Genomic DNA, 17,903 nt, shown 5'->3' on the forward strand with positions numbered 1-17,903 from the left:
GGCTAGCTAGTCCCATGACCGCCCCCTTGTTCAAGGGCGTGATCACCGCTCTGATCACACCACTTCATGACGGAAACGTGGACGAAGCCGCATTCGCCACCCTCGTCGAGCGTCAGATCGCCGCAGGCGTCGACGGGATCGTACCCGTTGGCACGACGGGCGAGGGCGCCAGCATGGATCTGGACGAGCACAAGCATGTGATCGACCTGTGCGTGCGGCTGGTGGCGGGGCGGGTCAAGGTCATCGCGGGGACCGGGTCGCCCTATACCAAGGAAGCCATCGAACTGACCCGCCACGCCAAGGCGGTGGGGGCGGATGGGGCCCTGATCGTCACCCCCTATTATATCCGTCCTTCGCAGGCGGGGATGGCGGCGCATTTCGAGGCCGTCGCCGACGCCGTCGAACTGCCGATCCTGCTGTACAATGTGCCGGGGCGAACCGGAGCGGATCTGGCCAATGAGACGGTGGCGCGGCTGGCGGCCCACCCGAACATCGTCGGCATCAAGGACGCCACCGGCGACATGAGCCGGGTCAGCTGGATGCGCGCCAACATCAGCGGCCAGTTCGACCTCATCTCGGGCGATGATTCGAGCTATCTGGGCTATCACGCCCATGGCGGGGTCGGACTGATCTCGGTAGCGTCCAATGTCGCGCCCGAGGCCATGGCGGCGCTTCATAATGCGCTGGCGGCCGGCGATTACGCGGCCGCCCGCGACTGGCAGGATCGGCTGATCGGTCTGTGCAAGGCGCTGTTCCTCGACAATTCGCCGGCGCCGACCAAATACGCCCTGGCCCGGTTAGGTCTGTGCCGCGAGGAGGCGCGCCTGCCGCTGTCGCCGACCTCGGACGAGGTCAAGCCGCTGATCGACCGCGCCATGGCGGATGCGGGCGTCGTCTGATGGCGCCGCAACCCCAATCGAAGTCCAAGATCATCGCTGAGAACCGCCGCGCGCGGTTCGACTATTTCCTTGAGGACAATATCGAGGCCGGGATCCAGCTGCTGGGGACCGAGATCAAGGCGTTGCGGGACGGCCGGGCCAATATCGCCGAAAGCTATGCGGCGGTGGAGGGGCGCGAGATCGTCCTGATCAACGCCGACATCCCGCCGTACAAGCAGGCCAACCGCTTTAATCACGAGCCGCGTCGGCCGCGCAAACTGTTGTTGCACAGGAAGCAGATCGACCGGTTGATCGGGGCGGTGCAGCGCGATGGTCAGACGATCATTCCGCTGAAGCTCTATCTGAACGACGCGGGCAAGGCGAAGCTGGAGATCGCCCTGGCCAAGGGCAAGAAGCTGCACGACAAGCGTGAAGCCTCGGCCGAGCGCGACTGGCAGCGGGACAAGGCGCGGTTGATGCGGGACAAGGGCTGAGCCCAGTAGGGATGATCGGTCAGGATTGCGCGAGGGGCCGAGCGTCCATGACCCCCGGCAAGTCGGCGAACCCATAGCCTGCCCGACCGGCTGTTCCGGCGGGTGGCGTGATCAGTCCTCCGGTGATCAAGGTCAGCGTGGTGATCGCAACCACTATGACCGCCGCCAAGATCGCGAGCCTGCGCTCGCTCCGTGAAAATACCCCGTTCGTGCGTCGCATAGTCCAGCCTCCCGCTGGGAGACGAACGCCAAAGGCTCGCCTCTGTTCCGCCTTATTTGGAGATTGGCGGATTCTTGCGACAGGCGAATAACAGTTGATGGTTAGCGCGCGATCAGGTCTCGCGCCCGCTCGAAGACGGCCTCGAACATGGCAGGGGTCAGGCGGCCCGTGTTCGTGTTCAGCCGTGAGCAGTGATAGGAATTCAGGATCACATAGCCGCCGGCTTCCCCTTCAGCGCCGTGGCCGGCCGGCATGGCCGAGGCCGGGCGGCCGAAAGCCTTCAGGATATTGCGGCGGGAGACGTCGCCCAGGGTGACGATCACCTTCAGATTAGGCAGCAGGGCGAGCCGGTCGATCAGGAAGGGGCGGCAGGTGGTTTCCTCGATCGGCAGGGGCTTATTGCCGGGCGGGGCGCAGCGGACGGCGTTGGTGATCATACAGTCCACCAGTTGCAGGTCGTCATCGCCGTCCGGATCATAAGATCCTTGAGCGAAGCCGGTCTTCTTCAGCGTGTCGTAAAGGAGCCAGCCCGCGTGATCGCCGGTGAAGGGGCGGCCCGTGCGGTTGGCGCCGGTGCGGCCCGGCGCCAGGCCGGCGACCAGGAGGCGCGCGTTCGGATCGCCGAAGGAGGGGGCGGGGCCGTTCCACCAGTCGGGATTCTGGCGGGCGTTCTCGCGGCGATACTCCACCAGGCGGGGACAGAGGGGGCAGTCGCGCGGCGGCTCGGGCGTCAGGCTCATTGGGCGCTGCCGGTCTTGGGCCGGCCGAACTCGGCCATCAGGTCGTTCAGATCCAGGAAAGCGTCGGCCTGGCGGCGCAATTCGTCGGCGATATGGGGCGGCTGGGTCTTCTGGGTCGAGATGACGGTGACGCGGACCCCTTTCGCCTGCACCGCCTGGACCACCCGGCGGAAGTCGCCGTCGCCGGAGAACAGCACGGCATGATCCAGATGCGGGGCCAGCTCCAGCATATCGACCGCGATCTCGATATCCATATTGCCCTTGATCCGGCTATGTCCCGAGCCGTCGGTGAAACGCTTCACCGGCTTGGTCACGACCGAAAAGCCATTGTAGTCCAGCCAATCCACCAGAGGCTTGACCGGCGAGAACTCTTCGCCCTCGACCACCGCCGTGTAATAATAGGCGCGTGTCAGGACGGATTTCTCGCGAAACCAGTCCAGCATCCGCTTGAAGTCGAGGTCGTGCTGGAGCGCGCGGGCGGCGGAATAGAGGTTTGACCCGTCGATGAAGATCGCCAGGCGGTCGGTGGAATGGAACATGGTCGAGACCGTCGAAAGGGATGAAGAATATGGCGCCGCGGCGGGGGCTCCGGTCGATTTTGGACTCGACGGGGCGCTCGATCTGGACGCCGCAGTCATCGTGGCGTTGGGCTGTAATGACAAGGGGGTCTGGAGCTCGTGTCGATTGGCGCTGGAGGCCGCGCTCGCCCGGTTTCGAAGCGAGGGGATCGATGTGGTGGCGCGATCGTCCTGGTGGTCGTCGCTGGCCTGGCCCGATCCCAATGACCCCCCATTTCTGAACGGGGCGGTGATCGTCCGCACCGAACATGATCCTCATGAGCTTATGGCGGCCCTGGGCCGGATCGAGGATGTTTTCGGCCGTGAGCGGTCGGCCCGGAACGCGCCGCGCACTCTGGACCTGGACCTGATTGCGTACGGCCGGCTCAGCGGCGATCTGAACGGCCTTATTCTGCCCCATCCGCGCGCCGCCGAACGGAAGTTCGTAATGGGTCCGATCGCCGAGATGGCGCCGGCGTGGGCGCATCCGCATGGGGGAAATGCGGCGTCTCTGGCCGCCTCCGCATCCGTCGGCGCGGACGCTCATCGGGCCTGAGGCCAAACTTCCGCCGCTGTGGCGTTGCAAAATACAGTCCCCATCTGTATTTGACGCGGTTCTCCCCCGCGTCCGAGGAATTTCATGGCCCGCGTCACCGTCGAAGATTGCATCGAGAAGGTCCCGAACCGTTTTGGCCTGGTTCTGCTGGCTGGCCATCGCGCCCGCAGCATTGCCAACGGCGCCGCCCTGACCATCGACCGCGACAACGACAAGAATCCTGTCGTCGCCCTGCGCGAGATCGCCGACGACACCGTTGTGCCGGACGAACTGCAGGAAACCATCATCACCACCCTGCAACGCGTCGATGAGCGCACCGAAGCCGAGGACGAGGCCGAGACCGTCGCCCTGCTGGCCGAGCCGCAGCACATGAACATGGCCGAGGCCGAGCTGATCCGCGCTCTTCAGAGCGACCGCGACGGCGGTCAGGAGGAGCGCTACTGACGCCCGAGGGAGCCCCTGGCGTCACTATCCTGCCGGCGCGGACCGAAGTGGTTCCGCCGGCGCCCCAAGCTGCGAACAAAAACGATCCCATGCCGACCGCAGATGATGCGGCGACGGCGCCGAAGCGCGCGCCCATCCTGCGCCAGTTCGAGCTGATCGAGGCCGTCAAGGCCTATGACCCCACCGCCGACGAAGCGCTTCTGAACCGCGCCTATGTCTATGCGATGAAGATGCACGGCTCGCAGATGCGAGCTTCGGGCGATCCCTATTTCGCCCACCCGATTCAGGTCGCGGGCATACTGACCGACTACAAGCTCGACACTGCGACTATCGTTACGGCTCTGCTGCACGATGTGGTCGAGGACACGTCCGCGACGCGCGACGACATCGCCCAGATGTTCGGCGAGGAGGTGGCGGTCCTGGTTGAGGGCGTCACCAAGCTGAGCCGGCTTGAACTTCAGGCCGAGCATACGCGCCAGGCCGAGAACCTGCGGAAATTCATCCTCGCCATCAGCCGGGACGTGCGGGTGCTGCTGGTCAAGCTGGCCGACCGGCTGCACAACATGCGCACACTTCAGTATGTGAAGCCTGAGAAGCGCGAGCGGATCAGCCGCGAGACCCTGGAGGTCTATGCCCCGCTGGGGCGGTCGATCGGTATTCACTCGATCGCGTCCGAGTTGGAAGAACTGGCCTTCACCCACCTGAATCCTACGGCCAAGACCGCCATCGAGCGGCGGCTGGAGGCGCTGAAGCTGGAGCATGGCCGCGCCATCGAGGGCGTGGCGGGCGAGGTCGAGCGGGTGTTATCCGAGGCCGGGGTCGGCGCCCACGTCTTCGGCCGCCAGAAAACGCCCTATTCGATCTGGCGCAAACTGCAGCGCAAATCGGTCGGCTTCTCGTCCCTGTCGGACATCTACGGCTTCCGCGTGATCGTGGAGGCGGAAGACGACTGCTATCGCGCCCTGGGTGTCATCCACCGCGAATGGCCGATGGTGCCGGAGCGGTTCAAGGACTTCATCTCGACGCCCAAGTCGAACAACTATCGCTCGCTGCACACGACCGTCGTCGGGCCGCGCGGGCTGCGCATTGAGATGCAGATCCGCACCGAGGCGATGGACCGGGTCGCCGAGGACGGGGTCGCGGCTCACTGGCGCTACAAGAACAAGTCCTATGGCTTCGACCGCGAGGCGATGGAGCAGGGGGGCGGCCGCGACCCGCTGCAGAACCTGCGCCACCTGGTTCAGGTGATCGAACACGGCGAGGGCGGCGAGGACTGGGTCGAGCACGCCAAGCTCGAAATGTATCTGGACCAGGTCTTCGTCTTCACGCCCAAGGGGCGGCTGGTGACCCTGCCGCGCGGCGGCATGCCGCTGGACTTCGCCTATGCGGTTCACACCGAGGTCGGCGACACGGCTGTCGGGGTCAAGGTGAACGGCGAACTGAAGCCGATGCGCACGCCGCTGCAGAACGGCGACGTGGTCGAGATCATTCGCGGGGCGAAGCGCGAGGTGCCGGCAGACTGGCGCAGTCTGACCGTCACCGGTCGGGCGCGGTCCGCCATCCGGCGCCACATCCGGACCTCTGAGCGGGAGGAATTCGTCAAACTGGGGCGTGTGGCCTTGCAGCAGACCCTGGCGCGCGTCGACAAGACCCTGGCGGAGGTCTCGCTGAAGCCGATCCTGGAGACCCTGGCGGTCGCCAGCGACGACGATGTTTTCGAAAGCCTGGGCCGCGGGCGGTTGTCCCCAACGGCGGTGGCGGAAACCCTGTTCCCATCGCTGACCGGCCGGCTGAAGGCCGGGCCTGAGAAGCAGAGGATCGAAGGCGACACCGCCCGGCTGTTCGTGCGCGGTGGTGGTCTGACGCCCGGTGTCAGCGTCCATTTCGGCCAGTGTTGCACCCCGGTGCCGGGCGACCGGATTGTCGGTATTCTGGAGCCTGAAGTCGGGCTGACGGTGCATACGATCGACTGCCAGACCCTGGCCGCCTTCGCCGACGACGATTCGGTGTGGCACGACCTGCAATGGACGCCCCAGGCCGAAACGGACGCCGTCGCAGCGGTGCGGCTCAAGGCGACCATCCGAAACGCGCCGGGCGTGCTCGGTCAGGTGACTACCCTGATTGGCGAAGCCGGCGGAAACATCATAAATCTGGCCATGGCGTATCGACAGCAAGACTTCTTCGATGTGACCATTGACGTCGAGGTCGAAGACGCCAAACACGCGACCATGTTGATGGCGGCGTTGCGGGCCAATCCCTCGGTCGACAACGTGGATCGCGGTCGGGGCTGAGCCTTTTACTCGGTGTTGTGAACGGCTAAGACCGGGCCATGAACACCGAAGACGTCCTCAACGAATTCCGCGACGCCGGCGCCCTGCGCGAAGGCCATTTTGTTTTGTCTTCCGGCCTGCACAGCCCGGTGTTTCTGCAGAAGAACCTGGTCTTTATGCAGACGGATCGGTGCGAGCGGCTTTGCAAGGCCCTGGCGGAGAAGATCGTCGCCGCCGTCGGGCCGGTCGACGTCGCCATCTCGCCGGCCGTAGGCGGCATAATTCCCGGCTATGAAACCGCACGTCACCTGGGCGTGCCGTCCATGTATGTTGAGCGGGAAGGCGGCCAGTTCAAGCTGAGACGCGGCTTCTCGATCGAACCTGGCGAGAAGGTGGTTATGGTCGAGGACATCGTCACGACGGGCCTGTCGTCGCGAGAATGTATCGCCGCCATCCAGGCCGCAGGGGGCGAGGTCGTCGCCGCAGCCTGTATCGTCGACCGCTCGGGCGGCAAGGCCGACGTCGGGGTCCCCCTGATCGCCCTGGCCTCGCTTGAGGTGCCGGCCTATGCAGCCGACGCCCTGCCGCCCGAACTGGCGGCCCTGCCAGTCGAAGACCCCGGCAGCCGCAGACTGTCGAAATGATTCCCATCATGGGCAGGAACTGAGATGCGCGAACGGGTCAGGCTAGGCGTCAATATTGATCATGTGGCGACCGTGCGAAACGCACGGGGCGGGACCCACCCCGATCCTGTCCGGGCCGCCGAGGCGGCGCTTTCCGCCGGCGCGGACGGGATCACCGCCCATCTGCGCGAGGATCGTCGTCATATCACCGACGCCGATATCGATGTCCTGAGCGCCCTGTGCGCACGCGCGGACAAGCCGCTGAACTTTGAGATGGCCGTGACGGACGAGATGTTGGCCATCGCCCTGCGCCATCGCCCCCATGCGGCCTGCCTGGTGCCTGAGCGTCGCGAAGAGGTGACGACCGAGGGCGGCCTGGCCGTCGCAGGCCATGAGGCGCGGATCGCGCCCGTCGCCAAGGCTCTGGCCAAGGCGGGCATAAGGGTGTCGCTGTTCATCGAACCATCAGAGGCCCAGGTCGAAGCCGCCGCCGCCGTCGGGGCTCAGGTGGTGGAGTTTCACACCGGGCGCTATTGCCACCTGACCGATCCTGGCGAGCGGGAGGTTGAGTTTGAGCGGCTTGCCGCCGCTGCGGCCCAGGCCGACATTCTGGGGCTGGAGGTCCACGCCGGCCACGGCCTGGACTACGACACCGCGCCCCGCATGTTGGCCATCCCGGAAGTTCGCGAGCTGAATATTGGCCATTTCCTGATCGGCGAATCGATCTTTATCGGCCTGGACGCCGCGATTCGACGGATGCGGGCGGCGATGGACGCCGCCCAGTGATCGTGGGCGTCGGCGCCGACCTGTCGGACATACGGCGCATCCAGGCCTCGCTGGACCGGTTCGGCGAGCGGTTCAAACAGCGCTGCTTTACCGAGATCGAGCGCACGCGTTCGGATCGAAAGCCGGATGCGGCCTGGAGCTACGCCAAGCGGTTCGCGGCCAAGGAAGCCTGCGCCAAGGCCCTGGGGACGGGTATGCGGGCCGACGTCTACTGGCGCGACATGGGGGTGGTGAACCTGCGCTCCGGACAGCCGACCCTGGCCCTGACCGGCTACGCCGCCGAGCATCTGGCTCGGCTGACCCCAGCGGGGCATGAGGCGAAGATTCACCTGACCCTGAGCGACGAACACCCCTACGCACTCGCCTTCGTGGTGATCGAAGCCTTGCCGCTGTCGTAATCGCGATATACCCCTCAGTTGACGACCGCGCCGACGCGGCAAGGGGATGCCTGATCGCATGAGCGAAGACCAGAAGCCGCACGACGCCGACGCGGCCGAAACCACGACGAAGGCCGCCACCCCTGAAGAAGTGTTCGCTGCGTCAGAGGCCGATGCGCCGGTCGAGGCCGTGCAGGAGCCCGCGAAACGTCCGGTCTGGAGCGACGAGGGCGACGCGCCCTTTGAGGAGACGCCGGCCCCGCCCGCCCGCGCCAAACCCGCCAAGAGGGAGGAAACCGCCGGCAGCGAGACAGTCGAGATCGTGAAGACGATCTTCTTCGCCCTGCTGATCGCCATGGTGCTGCGGATCTTCCTGTTCCAGCCCTTCACCATTCCGTCGGCCTCGATGGAGCCGAACCTGTACGAAGGCGACTATATCGTCGTGTCGAAATGGTCCTACGGCTATTCGAAGCATTCGATCCCGTTCAGCCCGCCGCTGTTCGACGGCCGGGTGATGGGTTCGGCGCCGAAGCGCGGCGACATCGTCGTGTTCAAGCTGCCGCGCGACGACAAGACGGACTTCATCAAGCGCGTCATCGGCCTGCCGGGCGACCGGATCCAGATGATCTCGAACAAGCTGTATATCAACGACAGGCCGGTTCAGGACGTCGTGGTCAGCGAGCGCGAGATCAATGACATCTTCGGGGCGCACCCCGTCGCCGAGGTCCGCGAGACCCTGCCCGAGGGCAAGAGCTTCATGACCCAGGATTTCGGTCCCGGAAACGACCTGGACGACACCGGCGTGTATGAAGTGCCCGCCGGTCATTATTTCATGATGGGCGACAACCGCGACAACTCGATCGACAGTCGGGTCGAACAGTCCAGCGGCGTGGGCATGGTTCCCGCCGAGAACCTGGTCGGCAAGGCGCAGATCATCCTGTTTTCGTGGAAGCCGGGCGCCTCGCTGTACAAGCCCTGGACCTGGGCCAATGTGCGGCTCGGACGGTTCTTCAACGTTCTTCATTGATGGCCAATCTGAGAGCTGAGGCGGTCACCGCGCTGCAGACGCGCATTGGCCATCCGTTCAAGGACGCCGCCTTGCTGGAGCGGGCCCTGACCCACGCCAGCGTCGGCGAGGGCGCGCCGGTCGGCGTCCATGGACCGCGCGACAACGAGCGACTGGAGTTCCTGGGCGACCGGGTGCTGGGCCTGCTGGTGGCCGAGAAACTGTCGCGGGACTATCCCACGGCCCACGAAGGCGAACTGTCGTCCAGCCTGCACGCCCTGGTCGACAAGACCGCCTGCGCGCGGGTGGGGGAAGCCTTGGGCGTCGGTCCGGCCCTGCGTCTGTCGCCGGGCGAGACCAAGACGGGCGGGCGTCGCAAGGCCGGGGTCATCGCCGATGCCGTCGAGGCCATTCTGGCGGCCGTCTATCTGGATGGCGGGCTGGAAGCGGCGCGGGCCTTCTTCGACAAGGCTTGGGCGGTCGAGTTCGCGGCTCCGCCCTCGCGGTCCGTGACCAACCCCAAGTCCGCCCTGCAGGAGTGGGCCCAAGGCCGGGGCCGGCCGCTGCCGACCTATAGGGTTGCGGATCGGACGGGTTCGGATCATGCGCCGACATTCACCGTCGAGGTGTCGGTCGAAGGCGTGGAGCCCTTGACCGCACTGGGGCGTTCGCGTCAGGAGGCGGAGAAGGCGGCCGCAACGGCTCTCCTCAAACGTGAAGGCGTCATTTGACCGATATCGAAAACCAGCGCGCGGGCTTCGCCGCCATCATCGGCGCGCCGAACGCCGGCAAGTCCACGCTGGTCAACCGGCTGACCGGATCCAAGGTCTCCATCGTCACCCAGAAGGTGCAGACGACGCGGTTCCCGGTGCGCGGCATCGCCATGGAAGGCGACGCCCAAATCGTGCTGGTGGACACCCCCGGCATCTTCACCCCGCGCCGTCGCCTGGACCGGGCCATGGTCGCCTCGGCCTGGGGCGGGGCGCAGGACGCGGACTTGGTTGTCCACCTGATCGACGCCCAGTCGCACATCAACTCGGAAGGCCGTGAAGGCACGGCGGGCGACCGCCGCTCGGCCGAAGACACCGAGACCATCATCGCCAATCTTCAGTCCACCGGGACGAAGGTCATCCTGGCGCTGAACAAGATCGACGGCATGCGCCGCGACACCCTGCTGGCCTTGTCGCAGAAACTTTTCGAGAGCGGCGTCTATGACGAGGTCTATATGATCTCCGCCGCCAATGGCGACGGGGTCGAGGACCTGAAGCAGCGTCTGGCGCGGTCGATGCCCCAGGGGCATTGGCTCTATCCCGAGGATCAGGCGGCCGACGTGCCGGTGCGGGTTCTGGCGGCCGAAATTACGCGCGAGAAGGTCTATCTGCGCGTCCACGAGGAACTGCCCTATTCGGCGGCGGTGGAGACCACCAGTTTCGAGGAGCGCGCCGACGGCTCGGCCCGGATCGAACAGACCATCTATGTCGAGCGCGAGAGCCAGCGGCCCATCGTCCTGGGCAAGGGCGGCCAGACGCTGAAATGGATCGGCCAGAAGGCGCGCGAGGAGCTGAACGAGATCCTCGGCCGTCAGGTCCATCTGTTCCTGACGGTGAAGGTCGATCCGAAGTGGCAGGATTCGCGGGCGCTCTACGCCCAGTTCGGTCTCGATTTCGACGTCTGAGTTCTCGTGTTTGAAGTGCCGCGTACCCCTGGGGGCCATCCCCGGCTTGTTCTGGGCGTCCTGGGGGCGCTGATCCTCGGCGGCGTGGTCTGGGCCGGGTTTTCGACGTCGGTCAAACCCGTCAGCGATGCGATGCGGGCGGCGACCGGCCCCGAGACGCCGCCGCGACCGCCGCTGGTCGTGGTCGAGGATCTGCCGCAACTGGCCGCGCGGCTGGAACGCGAGGGCGCGGCCGGGCGGTTCATGGGCGGGGTTCTGGTGGCCAAGGGCGACCGGGTCCTGTTCCGTCAGGTCTATGGCGAGGCGAACTATGAGCAGGGTCGGCCGCTGAAGCTGGATTCGCGCTTCCGGCTGGCCTCGATCTCCAAACAGTTCACGGCGGCTGCCATCCTGCGCCTGCAGGACGAAGGCAAGCTGAGCGTTTCGGACCCCGTCTGCAAATGGATCCAGCCTTGCCCGAAGGCGTGGGAGCCCGTGCGGATCAGCCACCTGTTGTCGCACACCTCGGGCATTCCGGACCTGATGGCGCGGCCGGGCTGGGGCATGCGGCGCACGACGCCGGCGACCCTGGATGAGCTGACCGAGGATTCGAAACGGTTCGGGCTCCAGTTCCCGCCGGGGACCAAGGTCAGGTACGACAATGCGGGCTTCAACCTGGCGGCGGCCATCGTCGAGAAGGCCAGCGGCCGGTCCTATGAGACCTATATGCGTGAGACCTTCTTCAGGCCCTTGGGGATGAAGGACAGCGGGCTGGACCTGGACGGCGGCGACCATGGGGCGATCATGGGTTACGCCAACTTCCCCGCAGGACTGGCGGCCCAGCGGAACGCCAACACCTCCATCGTCGCCGGCGCAGGCGCGGTCTATTCGACGCTTGATGATCTGCTGGTCTGGCAGAGGGCGTTGCACCGGGGGGAATTGCTGAAGCCCTTCAGCTATCAGCAGATGCTGGCCGACCATGCCCCGGCGGACGCGCCCAAGGAGCGGGGCAGACCGCGCCGCGACTGGGGATACGGGATCTTCTCGAACCGGCTGGGCGATCAGGTTCGGCCCAGTTTCCAGGATCGCCAAATCTATCACACCGGCAGCTGGGGCGGGTTCCGAAACCTGATGCTGTATCAGCCCGAAGCCGATGTGACGGTCATTGTCCTGTCCAACAACTATCATCTGCGCGACCAGGTCTTCCTGATCAGCCAACAGGCGATGGCCGAGGCCCTGGGCCGCGAGTTCCCGACCACCCTGGACCGATAGTCTTCTTGCGGCTGTCGTAAAAACACACCGCCAAACCGCCAAACCGCCACGTCCGCCTCCGTTCAAACGACCGGCGGTCAGTCTAGGGCCGTTTGGAGCCTTGATGGATTGGAGGGCGAAGACGGGGCGCAAAGCCTTGCGCCGCCGTGTTCGGGACGGATGGCAAATAAATTTGGCCCCTCTCCGTCAGGCCGGCAGCATGGATCCCGTGTCGATGTAGCGCTGGTGCCAGGACAGGGCTTCGTTCAGCAGGTGGGGGGACTGGAGGCCGTAGGAGCCCTTCAGGGCGCGCTCGTAGTAGTCGTTGAGGCCGTCGCGGTATTTCGGATGGGCGCAGTGGGCGATGATCAGCTTGGCCCGCTGTTTCGGCGACAGGCCGCGCAGGTCGGCCAGGCCCTGTTCGGTGACGATGACCTGGACGTCCTGGGTGATGTGGTCGACGTGGCTGGCCATGGGGACGATGGCCGAGATGGCGCCGCCCTTGGCCGTTGAAGGCGTCACGAAACAGGAGATGAAGGCGTTGCGCGAGAAGTCGCCCGAGCCGCCGATGCCGTTCTGGATGCGCGAACCCATGACCTGGGTCGAGTTGACGTTGCCGTAGATGTCGGCCTCGATCAGGCCGTTCATGGCGATACAGCCCAGGCGGCGGATCAGCTCCGGATGGTTCGAAATTTCCTGGGGCCGCAGGATGATCTTGCCGCGGAACTGCTCCATTCGACTGTTCATGTCCGCCGCAGCTTCGGGGCTGAGCGAGAAGGCGGTGGCGGAGGCGACGGTCAGCTTACCGGCGTCCAGCAGGTCCAGCATTCCGTCCTGGATCACCTCCGTATAGGCGGCCATCCGTTCGAACGGACTGTCCATCAGGCCGGCCAGAACGGCGTTGGCGACGTTGCCGACGCCCGACTGAAGCGGCAGCAGGGCGGCGGGCAGGCGGCCGACGCGGACCTCGTGCTTCAGGAACTCGATCAGGTGACCGGCGATGGCGCGGGCGTTGGCGTCCGGCGCGGCGAAGGGCAGGTTGCGGTCGGGGGCCTCGGTCTCGACGATGGCGACGATCTTGTCCGGATCGCAGCGGAAGGTCGGCTGGCCGATCAACTGGTCGGGTCGGGTCAGGGGGATGGGCACACGGTCGGGCGGCAGGGCCGTGCCGTAGTAGATGTCGTGCATCCCCTCCAGCGCCGGGTTCTGCCAGGCGTTGACCTCGAGGATCACCCGCTCGGCCCGGTCCAGCCAGGTCTTGTTGTTGCCGATGGACGATGAGGGCACCAGGGAGCCGTCGGCGTTGATGGCCGAGACCTCGACCACGGCGGTGTCCAGCGGCCCCAGCACGCCCTGCCAGACCATGGGCGCGAGCTGGCTGAGGTGCATGTCCAGATAGTCCATCTGGCCCGAGTTGATCTTCTCACGGGCGATGGGGTCGGAGTTGTAGGGCAGGCGGCGTTCGATGCCGTCGGCCCTGGCCAGGGCGCCGTCGAGTTCCGGGCCGGTGGAGGCGCCGGTCCAGAGGTTGAGGCGGAAGGCGTCGCCGGCGGCATGGGCGGTCTCGATCCGCGTGGCCAGGGCGGCGGGGACGGCCTTGGGATAGCCCGAACCGGTGAAGCCGCTCATGCCCACGGTCGATCCGGCGGGGATCAGGGCGGCGGCGTCCTGGGCGGACATGACCTTGGAACGCAGGGACTGGCTGCGGATACGTGACATGGGCTCTCGAAGGTTGCGGCCGGGGAGGGCCTGGGCGTCTCGGTTAGGCGGCGCCGCTAAGGCGATCCATTCGACCTTGGTCGAGGACGGGCGGCAGGTCCATGATCTCCATCAAATGATCCGCGCGGTCCGATGGAACGCCAGACGGAACCGTCGGTTAGCGAGAGATCGACAGGAAGGATCGCCATGAAAGCCCTTGTTCTGAACTGCACGCTGAAGCCGTCTCCCGAGGCCTCGAGCACGGAGGCCCTCGCCCAGGTCGTGATCGACGAACTTGAGAAGGGCGGGGCCGAGGTCGAGAGGGTTCGACTGGTCGACCTGAACATCAAGCCGGGCGTGAAGACAGACCAGGGCGAGGGAGACGACTGGCCCGCCGTGCACGAAAAGATCATGGCGGCCAATATCGTCGTCTTCGCCACCCCGACCTGGGTCGGGCAGATGTCCAGCGTCTGCATGCGCGCCCTGGAGCGGATGGACGCCCTGTTCGAGGAAACCGACGACAGCGGCCGGCCGGTGGCCTTCGGCAAGGTGGGCGGCATCGTCATCACCGGCAACGAGGACGGCGCCCACCATATCGTGGCGACGGTGTCCCAGGCCCTGATCGACATGGGGTTCACCATGGCGGCGCAGAGCTGGACCTATTGGCACCTGGGCCCCGGGCCGGGGCCGGACTATGTCGAGACCGACGAGGGGCACGACTATTCGGACCGGGTCGGGCGCAACGCCGCGCGAAATATGCTGGCGCTGGCCAAGGTGCTGAAACCGGACATCTACCCCGTTCCCGAAAGCGGAGAACAGGACTAGAACAGGCGACATGATCGCCGCCCTGTTCACCGCCCTGGTCCTTCAATCCGCGCCGCCGCTGGCGGCCATGGTTCCCCCGCGGGACGACCGTATCGGCATCGCCGCCCAGCAGGGGGCGGACGAGGCGGCGGCGACCCTGGATCGGATGCACCAAGCGGCGGCGGACGCGGACGGCGCGACCTATTTCGCCCAGTTCAGCGACGGGGCACGGTTCGTCGGGACCGATGCTTCCGAGCATTGGGATATTCCGACCTTCAAGGCCTATGCGGAACCGATATTCGCGCGGGGGAAGGGGTGGACCTATCGGCCGTATGACCGGACCCTGATCATCTCGGGCGACTTCGCCTGGTTCGACGAGAAGCTGGACAATGACGCCTATGGCGCGCTGCGGGGATCGGGGCTGCTGAGGCGGACCGGGCCGGGCGAAGTCTGGAAGATCGAGCAGTATGTGCTCAGTTTCACGGTGCCGAACGACAAGGCCAGGGCGGTCGTGGACGTGATCAAGTCCGCCGCCGCCGACTGATGGACTTCCACGAAGAGGCCTTCGTCCTGTCGGCGCGGAGCCATGGCGACACTGGCGCCGTGGTGGATCTGCTGACCGAGACCCATGGCCGACGCGCGGCCTATGTGGCCGGGGGCGCGTCGCGGAAGATGCGACCCTTTCTGCAGGCCGGGGCGCGGGTGGTGGCGGATTATCGCGCGCGGACGTCGGATCATCTGGGCGGGGCGCGGCTGGAGCCGGTGGGCGAGGGGCCAAGCGCCCTGTTCGACGACGCCCTGGCCCTGACCGGCCTGGCGGCGGCGGCGGGGGTGGCCCAGGGCGCCTTGCCGGAGCGCGAGCCGCATCCGGGGGTGTTCCTGGCCTTTGAAGCCCTGATGGCCGCCTTCGCCCTGCCGGACGTGTGGCCGGCCATTTTCGTGCGGTTCGAGGCGGGGCTGCTCGAGGATCTGGGCTTCGGGCTCGATCTGTCGAAATGCGCGGCGACGGGGACGGCGGACGATCTGATCTATGTCAGTCCCCGCACCGGCCGGGCGGTCAGCCGCGAGGCCGGCGCCCCCTATGCCGACAAGATGCTGACCCTGCCGCCCTTCATGCTGGGGGCGCAGGCGGGGCTGGTCGAGGGCGACGTCAAGGCGGGGTTCGACCTGACCGGGCATTTCCTGGAGCAGTTCGTCTTCCACCCGCAGAACAAGCCCCTGCCGCCGGCCCGGGTCTGGATGCTGGACAAGCTGGCCGACGCCCGACGGCTCTAGGCTCGGCCTGTCGAAGGCTCACACGCGGCGCGGGGTTTTCGCCCTAAGCGCGCGTTTCGAGAATAATTCAACTTCAGGTCATTCACGATCGCCGGTCTGGCGCGTCAGGCTTGTGGGGTCGCCCTTACCGGGGCCGGGGTGATCTCGTTCAGCGGGCCTCGATCCAACGGGTAAGGAGACTATCCATGGCTATTCCGACACCGGTGAACGGTCAGATCACTGACGCCGTCACTCAGGCGAATGTGAAGGTCCTCGGCGACGCTCCGGCGATGGCCATGGGGGCGATCTACCAGTCGCTCGCACACTCGACCGGCATCCTTTACGAAAACGCCACCTCGTCGCAGCAGCAGCTGGCGATCGCCGCCCAGGCCGCGACCAACCAGGGCGTGATCCAGATCTACAGCGTCGACACCATGGCCGGCGCCGTGGCGACCTCGAAGATCGCTCAGTCCGATACGCCCGACAACATGCTGGCTCTGCTGACCGCCCTGCGCGCCGTCGGTCCGTCGGCCGGCGTTTCCTGACGCCTCGCCCTCAGCAAAGAAGGATTTGAGACATGGCGCTTCCCACACCCGTCAACGGCATGATCACCGACGCCGTCACCCAGGCCAACGTCAAGGTCCTGGGCGACGCTCCGGCCATGGCCATGGCCGCGATCTATCAGTCGCTGGCCCACTCCACCGGCATTCTCTACGAGAACGCCGCCTCGTCCCAACAGCAGCTGGCCATCGCCGGTCAGGCCGCGACCAACCAGGGCGTGATCCAGATCTACAGCGTCGACACGATGGCCGGCGCCGTCGCGGCGAGCAAGATCAGCCAGTCGGACACGCCCGACAATCTGATGTCCCTGCTGACGGCGCTGCGCGCCACGGCTGTCTAGGGCGGCGTTCGGCCGCGGCGTCGCCAGCGCGCGCCGGGCGCCGGACATTGATGACTGCCGCGGCGGGACGCTGGCGCCCGCCGCGCCAACCTCTGGAGGACGGCCATGGTCGAGTCGAACGAAAAGAAGACGACAGAGGAGGCCGGCCGGAGCAACCTGGGCGACTACGAGGAAATCTTGAAACTCGCCATGGAGTTGAGCCGGAATCCTGGGACCGCGCCCATAGCGGAGTCGGTCGCAAGCACCCTGCTGACCGTTATCGGCTCCGGCCCCAGCTTCGCCGCGATGCAGAGCCTGGTCGCCGCCAATCAGGCCAGCGGCATGATGTACCACAATGCGGTCGCCAACCAGCAGACGACGAACATCCTGGGCATGGTGGCGACCATGAACTGCGTCCAGGCGCTGATGGACAAGCCGACCGTCGTTCCGTGGCCCAAGATAGGCCCAGGTCATGAGGAGCCGTTCGAATGAGCCGCGAAGAGCGACATTTCAGGAAGGAAGAACGGCGGGAGGAATGTCGGGAAGACGCCCTTCTGCTCTGTGCGGGAGCGGGGGTTTGCAATGCCGGTCTCATAACGATCTTGGCCTCTGCGGACGCCTTTGCGGCACGGCTTGCCGCATCGACGCAACATGGGTCGGAGTTGTCTGCGCTGCAGATCCGTAACCTCGCGTCGATCCTGTCCGACATGCAGTCGCCGCGGGTCAGCCGGACCACGGACGTGGGCGTCCGTTCGGTGTCGCAGGTCACGCGTGAACCATCATCGGCCTTCTACGGCGCGCCCGTGGTCACTTGAATTTCGAGAGGGATGAGGCGTCGTCATGACAGACACCGTCAATGCGCAGATCACCGACGCCGTCACCCAGACCAACGTCAAGGTGTTGGGGGAGGGGCCGGCCGAGGCCGTGGCCATTTCAGTCCAGGCGGTCGCCCACGCCACCAGCCTGTCGGTCGAGAACGCCAGTCAGACCCAGGGCGGGATGCAGCAGATCAACAACGCCGCCGTCGGCGCCCTGATCGCCAAGATCCTCGAAATCCCGGTCGCCTAAGCCATGGCATATCCGACCGCCGTCAACAGCCAGATCACCGATGCGGTGACACAGCAGAACCTGATGGTCCTGGGCGCCGCCTCGACCATCGCCATGGGCTCGATCTACCAGAGCGCCGCCCATTCGACGGCGATCGTGTTCGAAAACGCCGTCCAGGCCCAACGCCAGGCCTCGATCTGCGCCCAGGCCGCCACCAACCAGGGGGTGATGCAGGTCTATGAAGTGGGCGGAATGGTCTCGGCCATCGCCACGACACGGATCGGCGCACGATCGACCCCGCCCAGTTCCCTCGAGTCCGCCCTCGTCCTGCTCGTCGCACTCAAGCTGCTCAACCTCTAGAATT

At 66.0% G+C, this 17,903-nt stretch carries 24 protein-coding genes; 21 read left to right on the forward strand and 3 right to left on the reverse strand.

Going from position 1 to position 17,903, the window contains the following annotated elements; all coding sequences use genetic code 11:
• Positions 1–14 precede the first annotated feature (14 nt).
• Positions 15–899: a 4-hydroxy-tetrahydrodipicolinate synthase gene (gene dapA / locus ACVPT3_RS08035; protein WP_492043610.1), complete on the forward strand. Its 885-nt coding sequence runs from the start codon at positions 15–17 to the stop codon at positions 897–899.
• Positions 899–1,372, forward strand: coding sequence for an SsrA-binding protein SmpB (gene smpB, locus ACVPT3_RS08040; protein ID WP_267513006.1), 474 nt, complete (start codon positions 899–901; stop codon positions 1,370–1,372). The genes dapA and smpB overlap by 1 nt, the downstream gene beginning before the upstream one ends.
• Positions 1,373–1,693: 321 nt before the next feature.
• Here the strand turns inward: smpB and ACVPT3_RS08045 are convergent, their stop codons facing one another.
• Complete coding sequence (locus ACVPT3_RS08045; protein WP_492043611.1) at positions 1,694–2,332, reverse strand: uracil-DNA glycosylase; 639 nt, start codon at positions 2,330–2,332, stop codon at positions 1,694–1,696.
• Positions 2,329–2,871, reverse strand: coding sequence for a LabA-like NYN domain-containing protein (locus ACVPT3_RS08050; protein ID WP_492043612.1), 543 nt, complete (start codon positions 2,869–2,871; stop codon positions 2,329–2,331). Before ACVPT3_RS08050 ends, ACVPT3_RS08045 begins: the two co-directional genes overlap by 4 nt.
• Here ACVPT3_RS08050 and folK point away from each other — a divergent pair.
• The 10 genes from folK to ACVPT3_RS08100 all read left to right on the forward strand — a co-directional run bounded on the left by folK (position 2,870) and on the right by ACVPT3_RS08100 (position 11,877).
• On the forward strand, positions 2,870–3,445 hold the full coding sequence (gene folK / locus ACVPT3_RS08055) for a 2-amino-4-hydroxy-6-hydroxymethyldihydropteridine diphosphokinase (protein ID WP_492043613.1): 576 nt from the start codon (positions 2,870–2,872) through the stop codon (positions 3,443–3,445). The genes ACVPT3_RS08050 and folK overlap by 2 nt on opposite strands.
• 84 nt (positions 3,446–3,529) lie before the next feature.
• Complete coding sequence (rpoZ, locus tag ACVPT3_RS08060; protein ID WP_292116396.1) at positions 3,530–3,889, forward strand: DNA-directed RNA polymerase subunit omega; 360 nt, start codon at positions 3,530–3,532, stop codon at positions 3,887–3,889.
• Positions 3,890–3,978: 89 nt separating this feature from the next.
• On the forward strand, positions 3,979–6,180 hold the full coding sequence (locus ACVPT3_RS08065; protein ID WP_492043614.1) for a RelA/SpoT family protein: 2,202 nt from the start codon (positions 3,979–3,981) through the stop codon (positions 6,178–6,180).
• 38 nt (positions 6,181–6,218) lie between these two features.
• Positions 6,219–6,803 (forward strand): orotate phosphoribosyltransferase, encoded by a 585-nt coding sequence (gene pyrE / locus ACVPT3_RS08070; protein WP_492043615.1) that lies wholly within the window; start codon positions 6,219–6,221, stop codon positions 6,801–6,803.
• A gap of 24 nt (positions 6,804–6,827) precedes the next feature.
• The gene (locus ACVPT3_RS08075) at positions 6,828–7,568 is read left to right on the forward strand and encodes a pyridoxine 5'-phosphate synthase (protein WP_492043616.1); all 741 of its coding nucleotides are present in this window, start codon (positions 6,828–6,830) and stop codon (positions 7,566–7,568) included.
• Entirely contained in the window at positions 7,565–7,966 is a 402-nt protein-coding gene (gene acpS / locus ACVPT3_RS08080) for a holo-ACP synthase (protein WP_492043617.1), read from the forward strand. Before ACVPT3_RS08075 ends, acpS begins: the two co-directional genes overlap by 4 nt.
• A gap of 58 nt (positions 7,967–8,024) precedes the next feature.
• Entirely contained in the window at positions 8,025–8,972 is a 948-nt protein-coding gene (lepB, locus tag ACVPT3_RS08085) for a signal peptidase I (protein ID WP_492043618.1), read from the forward strand.
• Positions 8,972–9,682 (forward strand): ribonuclease III, encoded by a 711-nt coding sequence (rnc, locus tag ACVPT3_RS08090; protein WP_492043619.1) that lies wholly within the window; start codon positions 8,972–8,974, stop codon positions 9,680–9,682. The genes lepB and rnc overlap by 1 nt, the downstream gene beginning before the upstream one ends.
• Positions 9,679–10,626: a GTPase Era gene (gene era / locus ACVPT3_RS08095; RefSeq protein ID WP_492043620.1), complete on the forward strand. Its 948-nt coding sequence runs from the start codon at positions 9,679–9,681 to the stop codon at positions 10,624–10,626. Before rnc ends, era begins: the two co-directional genes overlap by 4 nt.
• Before the next feature lie 15 nt (positions 10,627–10,641).
• Positions 10,642–11,877: a serine hydrolase domain-containing protein gene (locus ACVPT3_RS08100; protein WP_492043621.1), complete on the forward strand. Its 1,236-nt coding sequence runs from the start codon at positions 10,642–10,644 to the stop codon at positions 11,875–11,877.
• A 186-nt stretch (positions 11,878–12,063) separates the two neighbouring features.
• On the opposite strand, the gene scpC is transcribed toward ACVPT3_RS08100, so the two are convergent.
• Positions 12,064–13,575, reverse strand: a complete 1,512-nt coding sequence (scpC, locus tag ACVPT3_RS08105; protein ID WP_492043622.1) for a succinyl-CoA:acetate CoA-transferase ScpC — start codon at positions 13,573–13,575, stop codon at positions 12,064–12,066.
• Positions 13,576–13,761: 186 nt separating this feature from the next.
• On the opposite strand from scpC, the gene ACVPT3_RS08110 reads away from it, so the two are divergent.
• The 9 genes from ACVPT3_RS08110 (at position 13,762) to ACVPT3_RS08150 (ending at position 17,899) form a co-directional block, all read left to right on the forward strand.
• On the forward strand, positions 13,762–14,379 hold the full coding sequence (locus tag ACVPT3_RS08110; RefSeq protein ID WP_492043623.1) for a flavodoxin family protein: 618 nt from the start codon (positions 13,762–13,764) through the stop codon (positions 14,377–14,379).
• 10 nt (positions 14,380–14,389) lie between these two features.
• Positions 14,390–14,902, forward strand: coding sequence for a nuclear transport factor 2 family protein (locus ACVPT3_RS08115; RefSeq protein WP_492043624.1), 513 nt, complete (start codon positions 14,390–14,392; stop codon positions 14,900–14,902).
• Complete coding sequence (recO, locus tag ACVPT3_RS08120) at positions 14,902–15,633, forward strand: DNA repair protein RecO (RefSeq protein ID WP_492043625.1); 732 nt, start codon at positions 14,902–14,904, stop codon at positions 15,631–15,633. The genes ACVPT3_RS08115 and recO overlap by 1 nt, the downstream gene beginning before the upstream one ends.
• Positions 15,634–15,818: 185 nt before the next feature.
• Positions 15,819–16,157 (forward strand): RebB family R body protein, encoded by a 339-nt coding sequence (locus ACVPT3_RS08125; protein ID WP_492043626.1) that lies wholly within the window; start codon positions 15,819–15,821, stop codon positions 16,155–16,157.
• A gap of 32 nt (positions 16,158–16,189) precedes the next feature.
• On the forward strand, positions 16,190–16,513 hold the full coding sequence (locus tag ACVPT3_RS08130; protein ID WP_492043627.1) for a RebB family R body protein: 324 nt from the start codon (positions 16,190–16,192) through the stop codon (positions 16,511–16,513).
• 105 nt (positions 16,514–16,618) lie between these two features.
• A complete protein-coding gene (locus ACVPT3_RS08135; RefSeq protein ID WP_492043628.1) occupies positions 16,619–16,984 on the forward strand; it encodes a RebB family R body protein in 366 nt (121 codons plus the stop codon).
• Positions 16,981–17,307 carry a hypothetical protein gene (locus ACVPT3_RS08140; RefSeq protein WP_492043629.1) on the forward strand — a complete coding sequence of 109 codons (327 nt, stop codon included), beginning with the start codon at positions 16,981–16,983 and terminating at the stop codon, positions 17,305–17,307. Before ACVPT3_RS08135 ends, ACVPT3_RS08140 begins: the two co-directional genes overlap by 4 nt.
• 25 nt (positions 17,308–17,332) lie before the next feature.
• Positions 17,333–17,560 carry a RebB family R body protein gene (locus ACVPT3_RS08145; protein WP_492043630.1) on the forward strand — a complete coding sequence of 76 codons (228 nt, stop codon included), beginning with the start codon at positions 17,333–17,335 and terminating at the stop codon, positions 17,558–17,560.
• 3 nt (positions 17,561–17,563) lie between these two features.
• Positions 17,564–17,899, forward strand: a complete 336-nt coding sequence (locus tag ACVPT3_RS08150; RefSeq protein ID WP_492043631.1) for a RebB family R body protein — start codon at positions 17,564–17,566, stop codon at positions 17,897–17,899.
• Positions 17,900–17,903 lie beyond the last annotated feature (4 nt).

The sequence above is a fragment of the Brevundimonas sp. FV1ps31S genome (assembly GCF_058681265.1).

Excerpts from the sequence above, each read along its gene's own strand:
- dapA (WP_492043610.1), top strand. The coding sequence starts at position 15 with ATGACCGCCCCCTTGTTCAAGGGCGTGATCACCGCTCTGATCACACCA.
- smpB (WP_267513006.1), top strand. The coding sequence starts at position 899 with ATGGCGCCGCAACCCCAATCGAAGTCCAAGATCATCGCTGAGAACCGC.
- ACVPT3_RS08045 (WP_492043611.1), bottom strand. The coding sequence starts at position 2,332 with ATGAGCCTGACGCCCGAGCCGCCGCGCGACTGCCCCCTCTGTCCCCGC.
- folK (WP_492043613.1), top strand. The coding sequence starts at position 2,870 with ATGGTCGAGACCGTCGAAAGGGATGAAGAATATGGCGCCGCGGCGGGG.
- ACVPT3_RS08050 (WP_492043612.1), bottom strand. The coding sequence starts at position 2,871 with ATGTTCCATTCCACCGACCGCCTGGCGATCTTCATCGACGGGTCAAAC.
- rpoZ (WP_292116396.1), top strand. The coding sequence starts at position 3,530 with ATGGCCCGCGTCACCGTCGAAGATTGCATCGAGAAGGTCCCGAACCGT.
- ACVPT3_RS08065 (WP_492043614.1), top strand. The coding sequence starts at position 3,979 with ATGCCGACCGCAGATGATGCGGCGACGGCGCCGAAGCGCGCGCCCATC.
- pyrE (WP_492043615.1), top strand. The coding sequence starts at position 6,219 with ATGAACACCGAAGACGTCCTCAACGAATTCCGCGACGCCGGCGCCCTG.
- ACVPT3_RS08075 (WP_492043616.1), top strand. The coding sequence starts at position 6,828 with ATGCGCGAACGGGTCAGGCTAGGCGTCAATATTGATCATGTGGCGACC.
- lepB (WP_492043618.1), top strand. The coding sequence starts at position 8,025 with ATGAGCGAAGACCAGAAGCCGCACGACGCCGACGCGGCCGAAACCACG.
- rnc (WP_492043619.1), top strand. The coding sequence starts at position 8,972 with ATGGCCAATCTGAGAGCTGAGGCGGTCACCGCGCTGCAGACGCGCATT.
- scpC (WP_492043622.1), bottom strand. The coding sequence starts at position 13,575 with ATGTCACGTATCCGCAGCCAGTCCCTGCGTTCCAAGGTCATGTCCGCC.
- ACVPT3_RS08110 (WP_492043623.1), top strand. The coding sequence starts at position 13,762 with ATGAAAGCCCTTGTTCTGAACTGCACGCTGAAGCCGTCTCCCGAGGCC.
- ACVPT3_RS08115 (WP_492043624.1), top strand. The coding sequence starts at position 14,390 with ATGATCGCCGCCCTGTTCACCGCCCTGGTCCTTCAATCCGCGCCGCCG.
- recO (WP_492043625.1), top strand. The coding sequence starts at position 14,902 with ATGGACTTCCACGAAGAGGCCTTCGTCCTGTCGGCGCGGAGCCATGGC.
- ACVPT3_RS08125 (WP_492043626.1), top strand. The coding sequence starts at position 15,819 with ATGGCTATTCCGACACCGGTGAACGGTCAGATCACTGACGCCGTCACT.
- ACVPT3_RS08130 (WP_492043627.1), top strand. The coding sequence starts at position 16,190 with ATGGCGCTTCCCACACCCGTCAACGGCATGATCACCGACGCCGTCACC.
- ACVPT3_RS08135 (WP_492043628.1), top strand. The coding sequence starts at position 16,619 with ATGGTCGAGTCGAACGAAAAGAAGACGACAGAGGAGGCCGGCCGGAGC.
- ACVPT3_RS08140 (WP_492043629.1), top strand. The coding sequence starts at position 16,981 with ATGAGCCGCGAAGAGCGACATTTCAGGAAGGAAGAACGGCGGGAGGAA.
- ACVPT3_RS08145 (WP_492043630.1), top strand. The coding sequence starts at position 17,333 with ATGACAGACACCGTCAATGCGCAGATCACCGACGCCGTCACCCAGACC.
- ACVPT3_RS08150 (WP_492043631.1), top strand. The coding sequence starts at position 17,564 with ATGGCATATCCGACCGCCGTCAACAGCCAGATCACCGATGCGGTGACA.